Source organism: Rheinheimera sp. A13L, assembly GCF_000217935.1.
Taxonomy (GTDB): domain Bacteria; phylum Pseudomonadota; class Gammaproteobacteria; order Enterobacterales; family Alteromonadaceae; genus Pararheinheimera.
On sequence record NZ_AFHI01000008.1, the window covers coordinates 117,910 to 134,271 of the forward strand.

General features: G+C 47.2%; 14 protein-coding genes. 6 read left to right on the forward strand and 8 right to left on the reverse strand.

Annotated features, from left to right (window positions below; all coding sequences use genetic code 11):
* Positions 1-22: 22 nt before the first annotated feature.
* Positions 23-2,653, reverse strand: a complete 2,631-nt coding sequence (gene ppc, locus RHEIN_RS05780) for a phosphoenolpyruvate carboxylase (protein ID WP_008898039.1) — start codon at positions 2,651-2,653, stop codon at positions 23-25.
* A gap of 378 nt (positions 2,654-3,031) precedes the next feature.
* On the opposite strand from ppc, the gene RHEIN_RS05785 reads away from it, so the two are divergent.
* Together RHEIN_RS05785 and RHEIN_RS05790 are read left to right on the forward strand one after the other, a co-directional pair.
* Complete coding sequence (locus tag RHEIN_RS05785; RefSeq protein ID WP_008898040.1) at positions 3,032-3,919, forward strand: alpha/beta fold hydrolase; 888 nt, start codon at positions 3,032-3,034, stop codon at positions 3,917-3,919.
* Between the two features lie 6 nt (positions 3,920-3,925).
* Positions 3,926-5,062 (forward strand): sigma-70 family RNA polymerase sigma factor, encoded by a 1,137-nt coding sequence (locus RHEIN_RS05790; protein ID WP_008898041.1) that lies wholly within the window; start codon positions 3,926-3,928, stop codon positions 5,060-5,062.
* On the opposite strand, the gene RHEIN_RS05795 is transcribed toward RHEIN_RS05790, so the two are convergent.
* The 4 genes from RHEIN_RS05795 to bfr (RHEIN_RS05810) form a co-directional block, all read right to left on the reverse strand.
* Positions 5,063-6,409 carry a cation:proton antiporter gene (locus RHEIN_RS05795; RefSeq protein WP_008898042.1) on the reverse strand — a complete coding sequence of 449 codons (1,347 nt, stop codon included), beginning with the start codon at positions 6,407-6,409 and terminating at the stop codon, positions 5,063-5,065.
* A 41-nt stretch (positions 6,410-6,450) separates the two neighbouring features.
* Positions 6,451-7,212: a fumarylacetoacetate hydrolase family protein gene (locus RHEIN_RS05800; protein ID WP_008898043.1), complete on the reverse strand. Its 762-nt coding sequence runs from the start codon at positions 7,210-7,212 to the stop codon at positions 6,451-6,453.
* A 175-nt stretch (positions 7,213-7,387) separates the two neighbouring features.
* Complete coding sequence (bfr, locus tag RHEIN_RS05805) at positions 7,388-7,855, reverse strand: bacterioferritin (RefSeq protein WP_008898044.1); 468 nt, start codon at positions 7,853-7,855, stop codon at positions 7,388-7,390.
* Between the two features lie 2 nt (positions 7,856-7,857).
* On the reverse strand, positions 7,858-8,334 hold the full coding sequence (gene bfr / locus RHEIN_RS05810; protein ID WP_008898045.1) for a bacterioferritin: 477 nt from the start codon (positions 8,332-8,334) through the stop codon (positions 7,858-7,860).
* Positions 8,335-8,644: 310 nt separating this feature from the next.
* Between bfr (RHEIN_RS05810) and RHEIN_RS05815 the strand changes: the two genes are divergently transcribed.
* On the forward strand, positions 8,645-9,340 hold the full coding sequence (locus tag RHEIN_RS05815) for a VC0807 family protein (protein WP_008898046.1): 696 nt from the start codon (positions 8,645-8,647) through the stop codon (positions 9,338-9,340).
* A 25-nt stretch (positions 9,341-9,365) separates the two neighbouring features.
* Here RHEIN_RS05815 and RHEIN_RS05820 read toward each other — a convergent pair whose 3' ends face one another.
* Both RHEIN_RS05820 and RHEIN_RS05825 read right to left on the reverse strand, forming a co-directional pair.
* On the reverse strand, positions 9,366-10,538 hold the full coding sequence (locus RHEIN_RS05820) for a cystathionine beta-lyase (protein ID WP_008898047.1): 1,173 nt from the start codon (positions 10,536-10,538) through the stop codon (positions 9,366-9,368).
* A 51-nt stretch (positions 10,539-10,589) separates the two neighbouring features.
* On the reverse strand, positions 10,590-11,360 hold the full coding sequence (locus tag RHEIN_RS05825; RefSeq protein WP_008898048.1) for an EAL domain-containing protein: 771 nt from the start codon (positions 11,358-11,360) through the stop codon (positions 10,590-10,592).
* Between the two features lie 207 nt (positions 11,361-11,567).
* Here RHEIN_RS05825 and ubiD point away from each other — a divergent pair, with 207 nt between their 5' ends.
* Genes ubiD through fre form a run of 3 tightly spaced genes read left to right on the forward strand, consistent with a single transcriptional unit; the run spans position 11,568 to position 14,065 of the window.
* A complete protein-coding gene (gene ubiD / locus RHEIN_RS05830) occupies positions 11,568-13,079 on the forward strand; it encodes a 4-hydroxy-3-polyprenylbenzoate decarboxylase (protein ID WP_008898049.1) in 1,512 nt (503 codons plus the stop codon).
* Between the two features lie 8 nt (positions 13,080-13,087).
* Positions 13,088-13,354, forward strand: a complete 267-nt coding sequence (locus RHEIN_RS05835; protein ID WP_237704344.1) for a 2Fe-2S iron-sulfur cluster-binding protein — start codon at positions 13,088-13,090, stop codon at positions 13,352-13,354.
* A 15-nt stretch (positions 13,355-13,369) separates the two neighbouring features.
* The gene (fre, locus tag RHEIN_RS05840) at positions 13,370-14,065 is read left to right on the forward strand and encodes an NAD(P)H-flavin reductase (RefSeq protein ID WP_008898051.1); all 696 of its coding nucleotides are present in this window, start codon (positions 13,370-13,372) and stop codon (positions 14,063-14,065) included.
* A 67-nt stretch (positions 14,066-14,132) separates the two neighbouring features.
* Here fre and RHEIN_RS05845 read toward each other — a convergent pair whose 3' ends face one another.
* Complete coding sequence (locus RHEIN_RS05845; RefSeq protein WP_008898052.1) at positions 14,133-16,160, reverse strand: S9 family peptidase; 2,028 nt, start codon at positions 16,158-16,160, stop codon at positions 14,133-14,135.
* Between the last annotated feature and the right edge of the window lie 202 nt (positions 16,161-16,362).

Consider the following 16,362-nt stretch of genomic DNA (forward strand, 5'->3'; position numbering starts at 1 on the left):
TTATCCACGTAAAATAAGCCGCTTAACCCGAGTTACGCATACCAGCAGCAATACCTGCGATAGTCACCATCAAAGCACGTTTAATGCTGTCATTGACCGTTTCAGGCTCATGCCTGACCCGATTTAACAACTCCACCTGCAGTATATGCAGCGGATCGACATAGGTATTACGCAGCATAATAGATTCACGGATCCAGGCCTCTTTCGCCATCAGCGTATCACTTTGGATCAGCTTTAACAGCAAAGCTGTATCTGCGGCCAGTTGATCACGTAATTGCTGACCTAAAGGCAACAAAGCCTCTGGCACCAGCTTTTCATCGTAGTAGGCCGCTATTTCAGCATCGGCTTTTAAATACACCATTTCCAGCATCGACAAGCGGGTCGCGAAAAACGGCCACTTCGCCCGCATTTGCGCCAGCAGTTCTGTTTTGCCCTGTTCCACAACAACAGCCAAAGCGCTGCCAGCACCTAACCAGGCTGGTAACATCAACCGATTTTGTGACCAGGCAAAAATCCATGGAATAGCGCGTAAACTCTCCACGCCACCATTTGGATTACGTTTTGGTGGACGACTGCCCAGTGGTAACTGCCCCAGTTCAAGCTCAGGAGTAGCAGCGCGGAAATAAGGCACAAAATCAGGATGATGCCGTACTACAGCCCTATAAGCTTCGCAGGAAACCGTAGCCAGTTGCTGCATTAGCTCACGCCAGCTTTGTTCCGGCACAGGCGGTGGCAATAACACACCTTCTAAAACCGCACTGGCATACAAAGCCAGACTGCGCTGTGCTAAACCATTTAAACCAAATTTAAAGCGGATCATCTCGCCTTGTTCTGTCACTCGCAAACCACCAGCAAGCGATCCTGGCGGCTGAGATAAAATAGCGGCGTGAGCAGGACCGCCGCCACGGCCTATAGTGCCGCCACGACCGTGGAATAAGGTCAACTGCACTTTAGCCTGCTGACAAATAGCCACTAAAGCTTCCTGCGCACTGTACTGAGCCCAGGCAGCGGCAAAAGCGCCAGCATCTTTGGCAGAATCCGAATAACCAATCATCACTTCCTGGCGACCATTGATATAGCCTCTGTACCAGTCAATGGCCAGCAGCTTGCTGATACATTCTGGTGCATTGGTTAAATCGGCCAGGGTTTCAAACAAAGGCGCGACAGGCATAGGGAAGCTAATGCCGGCGTCTTTCAGCAATAACTGCACGGCCAGCACATCTGAGGGTTTGCCTGCCATTGAAATCACATAAGTGGATAAAGCTTCTGCGCCATGACGAGCCACTATGTCGCAGGTATCCAGCACTTCTTTGACTTCAGGGCTGGGTTGCCAATTACGTGGGAACAATGGCCGCTTACTGCTCAGTTCATTCAGTAAAAAGGCCTGCCGGGCTGGTTCATCCCAATCGGCATAATCACCTATACCCAGATAACGGGTAAATTCGCTGAACACTGCGGTGTGGCGACCCGATTCCTGACGCACATCCAGCTTCAGCAAGGTTAAGCCAAAAGCATAAGCACGACGGATGGTGTCTTTCAGCAAACCTTCTGCCACCACCTGCATTTTGCAGTCGAGTAAGGACTGATAACACAGCAGCAAAGGTTCCAGCAGTTGCTCATTATGCCAAATCAGATCGTCAGGCCGTTGTAACCTGTCGTGTTTTAAGGCCTCCGTCAGCCAATCTCTGGTATGCAACAATTTATGGCGGAAGTCTTTTAGTAACTTACGATATGGCTCGGATGCATCTCCTACTACTGCACGCAAGGCATCATTGACCTGAACCATCGACAGTTCGTTGGCCAATACATCCAAATCACGACTGAATAAATCTGCCGCTTTCCAACGACTTAACAGCAAAACCTGACGAGTGACTTTGGCCGTAACAAAAGGATTACCGTCTCTGTCGCCTCCCATCCAGGATGAAAAACGAATAGGTGTGGCATCTAAAGCCAAACCATGGCCCAACACAGGGATCAGCGCCGTATCAAGTTCACGGATAAATTCTGGTACAGCGTCCCACAGTGAAGTTTCAATCACGGCAAAACCAGATTTAGCTTCATCCACTGGTGTAGGCCGCTGCTCACGGATTTCGTTGGTGTGCCAGGCCTGAGTGATCAGTTGATACAGCCGGTTTTCTGTTTTTTGCTGCTGTGAAGGTAATAAATCCTGCTCCAGCTCTGCTAAACAGGCGGCGATTTCCGTTAGTTTATGAATAAGGGTACGGCGGGTGACTTCGGTTGGGTGTGCAGTCAGCACCAGCTCTATGGATAAATCAGCAACGGCCTGCTCAATCTTCGCCTGGCTGACCTCTTTATCCTGCAAGAGTTGCAGTAATTCGGCCACTGGTTCTGGTTTTTCAATAGAAGCCCGGCCTGCTTTACTAATGGTATGGTGCTGCTCAGCTAAATTGGCCAGATTTAAAAACTGAGCAAAAGCACGGGCGACGGGCAGAATTTCCTGATCGGTTAAACTGGCCAGCACTTGTTTTAATTGCTGATCCTGCAGCTCTGTGCCCTGCCTTGCTTCTTTGGCTAAAGCCCGAATTTGTTCAATACGTTCTAAAACTGCATCACCTAACTGATTGCGTATGGTGTCACCCAGCTGGGTGCCCAACAATCCGACATTTGCCCTCAAGGCAGCATATTGCGACATCACCCACTCTCCTCGTTGCACTGCCTGCAGTTTGTTCTGCACTTTCTATACCCTTCGTACTTGAAGCTGCAGCTTTGTTGACTGCATGCTCTCGCCCCAGTCACATAGGTTAACTATGCTCCTGGGGTCTCACGCACTTGTCGCCTCTCTGCAACTCCAATTACTTTGGGTATATATGTAGTCTTCTGATCCACCCTAACGGGTATTTGTTTGGTGCTCAAGCCTGACAGATTACAAAACGACCAACAAAATAGAAAGCCAGAAGTGTAGAAGTCTGAAATATTTATGCAAAACTTTGTCACAAACCACAAAGCCCAAGGTACTTGGTAGAAGTGCTGCATAAATACGCAGCTTTACTAAACTTCAGGAGTGACCCTTATGTTTAAAAAGTACCTGTTTATTCTGCTGTGTTCCACAGCATTTATAGTCACAAGTCAAAGCCTTAAGGCTGATGAAATGCCTGAGCCAAGCTTTCAGGTTCAGGTAGAAGGCCAGGGCAAAGCTATTATTTTGATCCCGGGCCTGATGTCTGATCAGCGGGTATGGCATCAACTGGTTACAGAGCTTAAAGCGGATCACCAGTTACATCAAATCAACCTCGCAGGTTTTGCCGGAACTAAGGCTTTGACCAGCCCACTGAAACTAACACAAGTGACTCAGCAACTGGCAGCTTACATTCAGCAGCATCAGTTACAGAAACCTGTATTGATTGGCCATAGCATGGGAGCTTTTTTGGCCTTTCAACTCGCCAGCTCTTACCCACAACTTACGGGTAAGGTAATTGCAGTAGATGGCTTGCCTTATCTGGCGCCGGTTTTTAGCCGCGACAGCAACACCACTGTGGCGCAAATGCTGCCACAAGCTAAGATGATGCAGCAGTATTATCAGCAAATGACGGCGGCCCAACTGGCTGAAAGCACCAAACAAGGCATAGCAGTTCAGGTCAGCAGTACAGAACACGCCAAAATAATCACAGAAATGGCGGGGCAGTCCGATCCAGCCACAGTAGGTGCGGTCATAGCAGAACTACTCACCACAGATTTACGCGACGAAGTGCATAAAATTCAACAACCTGTGCTGCTGTTAGGAGCTGGTGGAGCTTTACCTTCGGAGGCTATGCGTCCTGCGGTTCAGGCCTTATATCAACAACAAATTAACACTATTGCACAGGCGAAGCTGGACTTTAACTGGCAGGCGCGGCATTTTATTATGTGGGATCAGCCGGAGTGGCTGTTGGCACAAATCACTGATTTTATAAAGGAATAATAAAAAATGTTAACTACAGTGGAACAGAAATTGTTACCTGATGTGATTGCAGCCACAGCAGGCGATCACATCGCCTTTGAACGCCTGATCAGCCAGTGTCGTCATACGGTCACAGGCATAGCTTTGGCGATAGTGAAAGATTTAGATGCCAGCGAAGAAGTAGCGCAAGAGGTGTTTATTTATATCTGGCACCAGTTAGCAACGCTACGTGAACCCGCCAGTTTTTTGCCCTGGGTTCGCCAAATGACCAGACACCGCAGTTACAACTACCTGCGGGATAACAAAGTAAAACAAAAAGTGCTGGGAGAAGAAGCGGAAAGCCTGTTGGAAAATTTCGCCGACCCGGCAGCTTCGATGCAAGATTTGCTGGAGCGAGAGCAGCAGCAAATTATTATGCAGGACTTTATCAGCCAGTTACCGGAAGACAGCCGTGAAATCGTTTTATTGTATTACCGTGAAGAACAATCCAGTCAGCAAGTGGCTGATTTATTGGGGTTAAGTGACGCCAACGTACGGAAAAAACTATCCAGAGTTCGTGAACAATTAAAAGACAGCTTACTGGCACGTTACGGCCAGTTGGTGCTCAGCACTGCACCAGGCTTAGGCTTCAGCACTATGATAGCCGCAGCTTTGACCAGCGTTGCACCTCCTGCAGCAGCAGCGACTTCTGTTTCTGTTGCAGCACAACAAAGTGGCTGGCTTGCCAAAATTGCAGTGCTGCTGGGTGGTGCCATGATCGGAGCTTTGGCCGCAGTGGCTGGCGTGATATTTGGTATGAGAGCTGTACTGAACAAAGCGGACAACGAGGATGAAAAAGCTGCATTAAAAGCGTTGCGGAACAAAACCATTGTTTGGGTATTGTTATCAGGACTGCTACTAACAGCGGCTTACGAGCTGACCAGCGGCGCCTGGGCTCCGGTCTCCGCTTTTGTGCTGTTGATAGCCGGACTGATCTATAGCCAACTGCGTTTACAGCAAATTATCAATCCACGGCTGCAGCGGCAGTACCCGGATGCAGCAGAGCATGCCAGAGTAAAACGAAAAAATGCACTTTGGTGTGTACTGGGCATGACTGCAGGTTTTAGTGCAGGTTTATTTGGTTTGATTTATGGGCTGATGCAAAGCGGCCGCTGGCACTGGTGATCACCAGCGCCAGAACTTAAATCTTTTTGGTTCGGCCTGCACCAGAGGTACAGCATCCTCTGGTTCGGGCGCATACAAAGCAGAAAGATCCACATCCACAGTGCCTTGCGCTTGCCATGGATGCTGTGGCTGGTTGCTTGCCAAAGCAGCCGATGCCTGAGCTTCTGTTTCTCCGGCCAACCGGAACGCATAAGACGCAATAGGCGGCCCTATGGTTTCAAACACAGTCACAGCCCCCAGCACTATGGCGCTGATCACAGCTGCATGTTCAGGCACTAATTGACTGGAGCTTTGCACTAAACCTATGGCAAGCCCCGCCATCGGAATAAGTAACAAACCGGAAGAGGCTCCGGTTCGCACTGTTTGACCTAATAATACGGAGCTGACACTGACACCAAACCATTTCGCCATACTGCGCGCCACGACCAGCACCATAATGACAGGAGCAAAGGCCACCAATTCAGCAAAATGTAAGTTGGCACCAGCAAACACAAACAATACAATAAAAAATAACTCAAAGGCGCTGCCAAATTCCAGCGCTGAGACCACTTCATCGCGCTCCATACTACGAACCACTATGCCGACAACCAAAGGTGCAAACAGCGCAGATAGTTTTAATTGTTGCGCCAACCCCAGACACAACATCAAAGCCCCCACAACCAGAGCCATTTTGTACTGCGCGGCCGTTTGAGTCCTGCTGGTTAAAAAATGCAGACCGTAAGCAATAGCCCCACCTAACAAAGCCGAACCCAACAGTAAGTACAAAGGCTGCAGCAAAATTTGTTGCCAGCTGGCATCCTGCTCCGCCAATAACACAGGCACTACAAAAGCAAAAGCGAGGAAAGACAGCAGATTATTCAGTGCAACTAAAGACTTAGCCGTTTCAGTCACAGGCCCTTTGGCTCCAACTTCATGAGCCACGTGCAATAACACGGCAGGAGAAGACGACACTAAAATAGCGGCAATTAAAGCGGCCAGTGCTAATGGGATCTGGAATAACCACAAGACGGTAAACACAGCACTGAAAGTTAAACTACTTTCCACCAGAGCAATCACCACCAAACGGGGTGACTGGCGTAAAAAACGCAAATCCAGTGAAGAACCCAGCCGGTATAAAATCAAAGCCAGGGTGATATCAATCAGGATCCGTGAGTCTTTTAATACTGACTCTGTCAGTAAACCTAAGCCGCTGGGCCCTACTAAAAAACCCACCAACATAAAACCTGTGATACTTGGCAACCAGGAAATACGATGTGCCAGATAGCCACCTAAACTACCAATCAATAGCAGCAAGCCGAAGGATGACAGTGGCGTAATAGTCAGTGGCCAGGCCGGTAAAAACTCCATCCAGAACTCTCCGTGGCAAAATAAAAAACCAAATCAGCCGATTAGCTTATCACAGCATTGTGACTACATTGAGTACTGATTTGGCCAAAAGCACCAAACTCAAGTTTGACTAAGGTATCAGCTGGTACCTGCATTACGCCAGCGTAAGAGCCAGTGATCACCCATTGACCTTGTTTTAAACCAATACCCTGCTGACTTAAATGGTTCACCAGCCAATACAGCGGCAATAAAGGGTCCAGATTTGGATGCTGAGCATCAAACTTCTGCTGCAGGCCTGAATACTCCAGCACCAGTTCAAACTTTTCTGATAAAGATTCTTCAGCTAAAGCCGGGCCTATATACAAACCCTGATTAAATAAACCAGCCGCCAGTTGGTCAAAAAATTCTGCACCAGCATCAGCTTTATAAGGCCGGATTATTAACTCCAGCGCCAGATGAGTGGCAGCAATGGCTGCTTTGATTTCAGCTTCGCTATAAGCTTCATTAAGGGCAGGTAAATCGGTCGACAGCAAAAATGCCAGTTCAGGCTCAATACTGTACTGCTCTGACTTTTGCTCAAACAGACAAAGTTCACCTTGTTGCACACTAGCTATAGGTGCCAACACCCATTTATCAGGCCCGGGCAGGCCGGCTTTCCAACCCACAACCGGCAAGTCCAATTCAATAAATAGCCATTGCTGGATAGCAAAAGCTTCAGCCAATGAACCAGGACGCAGCTCTGCCGGTAATAAAGGCGCGGCTTCACCACGGCGGCGATAATCCGCCAGCCAGGCCGCAGCCTGCTGAATTTGTTCTGGAGTCACAACATAAGTCCTTCAAGCATTGATACACAGCATCCACATGACTTTGTACTTTAAGCTGCAACGCGGCTGTAGTTCAATGGCAGAATGAAAGTTCGATTCCAGCCCCTCTCCAGCTTCGAGCCGCTTTAAACAGAAAAAGCACCCTAAGGTGCTTTTTTGCTGACAGACAACAGTATTAAATTTGCGACTGAATGTAGTTAGGTAAACCAATCAGCTTGATCAGGCGCAGCTGCTGTTCCAGCCAATGGGCATGATCGTTTTCAGTGTCGTCAAGCAAGGTCATCAGTAAATCGCGGGTGACGTAGTCCTGCACTGATTCACATAAGGCTATGGTCTTTTTCAGTAAGGCACCAACTGCATATTCAACATTTAAGTCATTCTGCAACATAGAAGGTACATCAGTACCAACCTGCAACGGATCACGTTTGGATAAATCCGGTGTGCCTTCTAAAAACAAAATACGTTCTATCAGTGCAGCAGCATGAGCTTTTTCGTCCGTCACTTCGTGGTCGATGCGCTCAAACAGTTTGTGTAATCCCCAGTCGTGATACATACGGGAATGAATAAAATACTGATCCATGGCGCTGAGTTCATTCGACAACAGCTCGTTTAAGGCTGCAATAACCTGTGTATTACCTTTCATTCTTAGTCTCCTGAACCCATTTGGCTTTGCAGGTAATTTTCCAGACCTACAAGCGTAATTTGTTGCTGTTGAGTGTCAATCCAGTCGACATGCTCTTCTTCGTGCTCCAGAATTTCCTGCAGCAATTCACGGCTGATGTAATCCTGATGCTGTTCGCATAATTTGATCGCGTCACGCAATAAAGGCAGCTGGTCGTACTGGAAATCCAGATCACACTGCAGCATCTCTTCGGTGTCTTCACCTATACGTAACTTGCCTAAAGCTTGCAGGTTAGGCAGGCCTTCCAGGAACAAAATGCGCTCAATCAGCTCGTCAGCCTGCTTCATATCTTTGATCGATTTTTTATAACAAACCGAATTCAGCTGAGCCAAACCCCAGTTTTTATAAATACGGGCATGTAAAAAATACTGGTTAATGGACGTTAACTCAGAGGTCAGCACCTCATTAAGTTTAGCGAGCACTAAAGGTTGGCCTTTCATAGCTGGTACCTGCAAATTCAAAAACTGTGCTTATTGTAGTCTAAAAACGGACAAACTCAATAAAAAACCAATAAAATCAATAAGATGCCATTGAGAATAGTTCGTTTTAGTGCCAGAGTTCTTGCTAAGCTTTTACAATGTTCAGCAAATCAGTAGTTTAGAGCTTTTGCTAATCTAGTCTGCAGCGCCAGACTTTCCATCGAGCCTGCAGCACTGTTCAGCGTGATACTGCGTAACAGCGGTTAAATCAGATATACTCGGGCAACAGTAAGCAGCGGTTATAATAAAACAGGCAGCATCGGTAGCATTTATGAGTCAGACAGAAAAGAAAAAGTCATCAGGTTTTTTAGTAAACCTGCTTTTTAACATCGTTATCCCTACGCTGATTTTAAGTAAACTCAGTGAAGAACATCAGCTCGGGCCTGTTTGGGCTTTAGTGGTCGCTTTGGCTTTCCCCTTGGGTTTTGGTTTGTGGGAATTACAGCAAAGCAAAAAGGTTAATTTTTTATCCGTGTTGGGTGTAGTCAGTGTATTGCTGACAGGCGGTATCAGCTTATTACAGCTCGACCCAGCTTACATAGCGATAAAAGAAGCTGCTGTACCAGGTCTTATTGCTTTGGCCGTTTTAATCAGTCAACGCAGCAAATACCCGTTGGTACAAAAGATCCTGTTAAATGACGAACTGATGGATTTAACCAAGCTGGAAGCCAGTTTAAAGGCGAATAATGCGGAACAACTTTTTGCCGCTAAATTGCAAAACTGTGCTTATCTGGTAGCAAGTTCTTTTGTGGTGTCGTCGATTCTGAACTATGGTTTGGCTAAATACTTGCTGGTTAGTGCACCAGGCACAGCGGCCTTTAACGAAGAACTGGCAAAAATGACTGCTCTTAGTTTTCCAGTGATTGCCTTGCCTTGCACCATCATGCTGATGATCGCCATTTGGTATCTGTTTAGCCAGATAGGTAAAGTGACAGGCGAAAGCATCGAATCTTTTTTACGGCAGTAACAATTAAAAACATCAGGTGCTGTAGTTACAGCGCCTGATGAAAACGCTCAAAGGCCGCAGTTAAATCCGCTATTAAATCTTCTGTATCTTCCAGGCCTATATGTAAACGAATTAAAGGCCCGCTGTACGACCAACTGCTGGCGGTTCTGAGCTTCTGAATACTTAAGTTTGGAATAATCAGGCTCTCGTAACCGCCCCAGGAAAAACCCATTTTAAAGTGCGCCATGCCTTCAATAAAAGCAGCTACAGCTTTCGCATCCCCCTGCTTCAGCACAAATGAAAACAAACCATTACTGCCGCTAAAATCACGTTGGAAAATGTCATGCCCTGGATTTTCAGGCAGAGCTGGATGACGCACGGTTTCCACTTCGGGCCGTTGCTGCAACCACGCCGCCACTTTTAATGCATTAGTCTCATGCTGGGCTAAACGCACTTTCAAGGTTCGCAGACCACGACTGGCTAAATAGGCATCGTCAGCCGAAGCACAATAGCCCATCAGATAACTATGTTCCCGCAGCTGCGGCCAGTGTTGTTCGTTGGCACTCGCAATACCCAGCATGGCATCCGAATGCCCCACTATGTATTTAGTCGCAGATTGGATGCAGACATCTATCCCGAGGCCATAGGCATCCAACAGCAAAGGGGTGCCCCAGGTATTGTCCAGCATCAGCACTATGTTATGTGCTTTCGCTACTGTGCTTATGGCAGGAATATCCTGCAGCTCCATAGTCAGCGAGCCTGGGGATTCTAAAAAAATCACTTTGGTATTGGGTTTTACTAAGGCGCTGATACCAGCACCAATTAATGGATCGTAGTAAGTAGTTTCAATACCTAAACCTGCCAGTAACTTGTCGCAAATAGCACGGGTTGGCTCGTATACAGTATCCACCATCAAGAGATGATCGCCCTGCTTTAAAAAGCTCAGTAAGGCAGCGTTAATGGCTGCAGCGCCACAAGGGTATAAAGCGCAGCCTGCCGAGCCTTCCAGATCGCAAATAGCATCCTGTAGCGCGAAATGAGTAGCGGTGCCACGACGGCCATAATAAGGCACTCTGTCGCCTCTGTGCACAGTGGCATGTTTTAATTCTGCCATAGTATCAAAAACTATAGTGGAAGCTCGTACCACAGGCGGGTTTACTGCAGAGCCTGTCCATTCTTTGCCACGACCAGCATGGATCAGTTGAGTTGCTTTTTTCATAAGGAACACCTTAGACATCCAGATGTCTGACAATCTACAGTTTTTTTCGGCTTAGCGCCAGCCGTTGATTTCTTTGTGAGTCAGCAGTTTTTCCAATTGAGGTTTGGCGAAGTAGTAGCCCTGGTACCAGTGAATACCAGCGTCGACCAGATAATCCAGTTCGGCTTTACTCTCAACGCCTTCAGCCAGCACCTTAGTGCCGAGTTCACAGCAAACGGTTAAGATGCCTTTCAGCACAGCTTGTTTGACGCTGTCCTGATCAATATCCCGTATTAAGCTCATATCCAGCTTTAATACCGCTGGCCGTAGCGAGGTTAACCAGGCTAAGCCAGCATAACCTGAGCCAAAGTCATCTATTGCTGTAATAAACCCCCGCTTGGCATAACTTTCAAAAATACGTTTCAGCTTGCCCTGATCAATAATCTGCTCCCCTTCGGTCACTTCAAACATAATTTGAGTGATATCAAAGCCAAACAAGTCGCCCGCTTCAATAGTCGCGCGGATACAGGTTTCAGGGTTATAAACAGCATTAGGTAAGAAATTGATACTTAGTAACTTTTTCAAACCTAATTTAGAGGCGGTTTCAATGGCTTTGACCCGGCAAGCCTGGTCAAAATAGTATTTGTTGTTGTCGTTAATTTGTTCAAAAACCCAGGCAGCACCCTGACCTTCTGGCCCCCGCACCAATGCTTCGTAGCCAATAATGTCTTGAACAGACCAGTCGATAATAGGTTGGAATGCCATGCGGATCTCAAAACCAAGTGACTGACCGCTTAAACAGTCCATACAACTTTGTTGTTTAATTTGTTCGGGAAACTCCATAAACCTCTCTCCACTATCGCCTTTATGTACCACATTAGATGACGAAGTGCGTAAAACGCAAGTCAGCTGCGGCCAGATGAACAGAACACCTGACGATATCAGAGTGGTCTTATCCGTCTTTTGCTTCGTATTGGTATTGGCGCACAGGCTGGTTTGCCTATACCAGCCATGTATAATAGCCCCCACACTAAGCAGAGCCAGAGCCTTATGAAATATAAAGACCTGCGTGACTTTATCAGTCAGCTGGAGCAACGTGGATTGCTCAAACGAATTTCGATGGAAATCGACCCTTATCTGGAAATGACCGAAATCGCTGACCGCACTTTACGTGCCGGTGGCCCTGCTTTGTTATTTGAAAACCCAAAAGGTTTTGATGTTCCGGTGCTGGCAAATTTATTTGGTACACCAGAGCGTGTTGCTTTAGGTATGGGCCAGACGGATGTCGCCGCTTTACGTGAAGTTGGCAAATTACTGGCCTTTTTGAAAGAACCAGAACCACCAAAAGGTTTAAAAGACGCCTTCAGCAAGTTTTCTATTTTCAAACAAGTGCTGAATATGCCTGCCAAAGAAGTCAAACGTGCGCCTTGTCAGCAAGTGGTACTCTCTGGCGATCAGGTCGATTTAACCAAAATTCCGGTGATGACCTGCTGGCCAGGGGACGCGGCACCTTTGATCACCTGGGGTTTAACTGTCACTAAAGGGCCGCATAAAGAGCGGCAGAATTTAGGGATTTACCGTCAGCAAGTGCTGGGTAAAAACAAAGTCATTATGCGCTGGTTATCCCATCGTGGTGGCGCTTTGGACTTTTTAGAATGGCAAAAAGCCAATCCGGGTCAGCGTTTTCCGGTCGCTGTTGCTTTAGGTGCCGACCCGGCCACCATTTTAGGGGCTGTTACTCCTGTGCCTGATACCTTATCTGAATACGCCTTTGCTGGCTTATTACGTGGCGATAATACCGAAGTCACACGCTGTATCAGCAATGATTTACAAGTACCAGCCACTGCTGAATATGTACTGGAAGGTTATATCGAACCGGGCGAAATGGCGCCTGAAGGTCCTTATGGTGATCACACCGGCTATTACAACGAAGTAGATTCCTTTCCTGTATTTACTGTGACTCATATCACCCACAGAGAAAATCCGATTTACCACAGCACTTACACAGGCCGTCCACCAGATGAGCCTGCGATTTTAGGTGTGGCGCTGAACGAAGTTTTTGTGCCTATTTTGCAAAAACAATTTCCGGAAATTGTCGACTTTTATCTGCCGCCTGAAGGTTGTTCATACCGCATGGCTGTAGTGACCATGAAGAAACAATATCCTGGCCATGCTAAACGCGTGATGATGGGAGTCTGGTCTTTCCTGCGCCAGTTTATGTACACCAAATTTGTCATTGTATGTGACGACGATATCAATGCCCGCGACTGGCAGGATGTAATCTGGGCTATAACCACCCGTATGGATCCGGCACGGGATACCACCTTAATAGAAAATACGCCTATCGATTATCTGGATTTTGCCTCGCCAGTGTCGGGCCTGGGCTCCAAAATGGGCTTAGACGCCACCAATAAATGGCCTGGCGAAACAACCCGTGAATGGGGTGAACCTATAGTGATGGACCCCGCAGTGAAAGCCAAAGTAGATAATATCTGGGCTGAGCTGGGCATAATGCCTGCAGAACAAGCAGTTCCTGCACTAAAAGTGCCGGGCCAAAAATGAGCCACCAGGTGACAATACAACCCAGTGGCCTGAGTTTTCAGGTCCAGAGCAACGAAACTATTCTCGAAGCGGCTTTGCGCCATGGCATCGACTTTCCTTTTCGTTGCAAACAGGGGGTTTGTACCTCCTGTGTTTGCCGCCTGCGCTCCGGCTCTGTGTCTTATCTGGCACCCGACCCTTTGTCTGATCTGGATAAAGAGCAAAAATTTACCTATTGTTGTCTGGCTTATGCCGAGTCAGATCTGACCTTACACCACCCTTTTATTCGTGGCTAAGCCGCAGGATTATTCATGACCAAAGTGATTTGCACCGTCGATAAAATTCAGCCCTTAACTTCAGGAGTGCACCAGATACTGCTGACTCCCCAACAGAAGGTTGAGTTTAAACCAGGCCAATATTTGCAGCTGTGCTTAACAGAGCAAGACAAAAGGCCTTTTTCTGTCGCTTCTATTCCGGTACAGGATCAGCTTGAATTGCATATTGGTGGCGCAGTGGCCGATCAATATTCAGGTCAGGCGCTAGCTCATTTGCAAAGCAACGATGAAGTGACGGTTGAGGTAGGTTTAGGTCAGGCATTCTGGCGTGAAGATAGTCACAACCCTATTTTATTGCTGGCAGGTGGTACAGGCTTTTCTTATATCTACAGCATTGCGCAGGCAATAGCGGCAGCAGGTGTGAAAAGACCAGTGTTTTTATACTGGGGTGTGCGCCACGAAGAAGCTTTGTACCATATGCCAGAATTACAGCAGTGGGCAGCCACTCATCATGATTACAGGTTGATGCCAGTAGTCCAGAGCCCAACAGATAACTGGCAAGGCCGATCTGGTTTAGTGCATCAGGCCGTGCTGGACGATTTTGTATCTCTGGATGCTTACGATATTTATATTGCAGGCCCTTTCCCTATGGTGGGTGTTGTGCGGGATGCTTTCCTTGATCAAGGTGCCAAACGCGAACAAATGTTTGCGGACGCTTTTGCTTATATCTGAGTAACCCCTCTAACAAAAGAAGGGCCGTTTTATTAAAGACGGCCCTTCTTTATTTCCTGTTAAAAATCTACTTTTTATATTTATTAAACCAGTAGGTGATGTAAGCAGGCTTGGCCATCATATTGCTGGGTCTGATATGAATACCATGCGAAGCGCCCGGGATCCGTACCATAGCAGTTTCAATACCCCGTAATTGCAGTGCCTGATAAAACTGTTCAGTCTCAGAAATCGGGGTTCTGTGATCTGCTTCGCCCGTCATCAGCATGGTTGGAGTTTTGACATTACCCACGTAGCTTATCGGTGAATGCTTCAGGTAATGCTCAGGTTTCTCCCATGGCATGCCTGGGAACCAGTACTGGCTGAAGTAGTTGTACATATCGGCATTCAGCACAAAACTAAACCAGTTAATCACAGGGTTTACTGCCACCGCAGCTTTAAACCTGTCGGTATGACCTACTATCCAACTGGTTAACAAACCGCCGCCACTGCCACCAGTCACAAACAGCTGATCCGGGTCGATAAACCCTTTAGCCACTGTAGCATCTACAACATCCATCAAATCATTGTAGTCTTCACTTGGGAATTTATGATGGATCAGATTGGCGAACTCCATACCATAGCTAGTGCTGCCACGAGGGTTGGTATACAACACTACATAACCCTGAGCAGCCATTAGCTGTAATTCCATCGCAAATACAGGACCATAAGCGGTATGAGGGCCACCGTGGATTTCAAGTATTAACGGGTACTTTTTGGCTTTATCGAAGTTCGGTGGCAATATCAGCCAGCTGTGTAACTTGCGCTGATCAACAGAAGATGTCACCCAAAACTCTTCCACTTCACCTATATCACGGGAGAGCTGCAAATCTTTATTCAGTTCGGTCAGCTGTTTCTTTTTACCACTCTGCCAGAAGCCGAGTTCAGCTGGCGCCTGAGTCGACATTTGGGTAAAGGCAATATCACCATTATCAGAAACGCTAAAGCTACCTCCTGTATAGGGGCGACTGTAAGAGCCTCCACCGACTTGCTCCACCAGTACTTTGCGTTTGCCGTTCAGAGGTTGTAAGGCTATTTTGCCCTGAGCATGGTCGTCGTACTGAATATAAAGCGCATCGCTGTCGCCATCCCAACTGAAATTATCTATAGCACGATCTAAATCTGCAGTCAGAGCTTTAATTTCACCAGACTGCAGATTTTTGACATAAAGCTGATTGGCTTGATGGGCCAGTTTTTTATCGTCATAGCCCAGATAAGCCAGCCATTTGCCGTCTGAAGATAAAGCGGGCGAGTGGTCTGGTCCAAAACGGTCTGTGACCTGAGTCAGGTTTTTATCAGCAATAGTTAACTTATAGACTTCACTATTCTGAGCCTGAGCTCTTTTGTCCGATTGACGATTGGCCGAAAAGTAAAACGCTTTACTGTCTTTTTGCCAACTGATATCACCACCATGGTCGAAATCACCGCTGGTCATTTGAATAGGGGTGCCGCCATCAGCAGCCATCAGATAAATATGTCGATAGCCTGCAGGTAAATAACCCCGGCCATCGGCTCTGTATTGCATAGTGTCTATATACACCGGCGCCTTAGCCCAGTCGTTTTTTTCAGGCTTGCCCGGCAAAGTCACAGGATTCACTGCTTTTTTCGGCGTAAACATCGAAAAAGCCAACCATTTCCCGTCAGGTGACCAGCTTAAACCTGATGGTGTTGCTGGCAGATGGCTGATTTGACCACTTTGACCATTGTCCATCCAGCGGATATGGATCTGAGGTTTACCCGAAGCAGATGAAATAAAAGCCAGTTTTTTGCCGTCTTCTGACCATAATGGCGAGTTGATATCTGCTTGTTCTGACACTAAAGGCCGCAACTGGCCTGTTTTAGTATCACTGAGCCATAAAGATCCGATGCGCTTATCCAGCACCTGATCAAAGCGGTTACGCACAAATACGACCTGATCACCATCACTGCTGATCTGAGGCTCTGACACAAACTCCAACTGGAATACATCTTCATATTGCAGCGGCTGTTGTGTTGCCATTGCTGTCAGACTAAGACCTGAAATCGCCGCAAAAATCGCAGTTTTAATAAATAAACGCACCTGAACCTCGTTATTCTGATTATGGGTTGTGCAGATACTAAGTTGGGTTTGATGACTATTGCCAGAGGGATGCGGTTAATGGGGGTATTTTGGGGTGTTTTGGGCTAAAGAGAAGGAAATGTAGGGTGCAATCGCCGGAGGCATTGCGCCGTTGGTGCAGTCACTGGTTAGTTTAAAAGCGGATTTGTTCTGAATTCGGGGG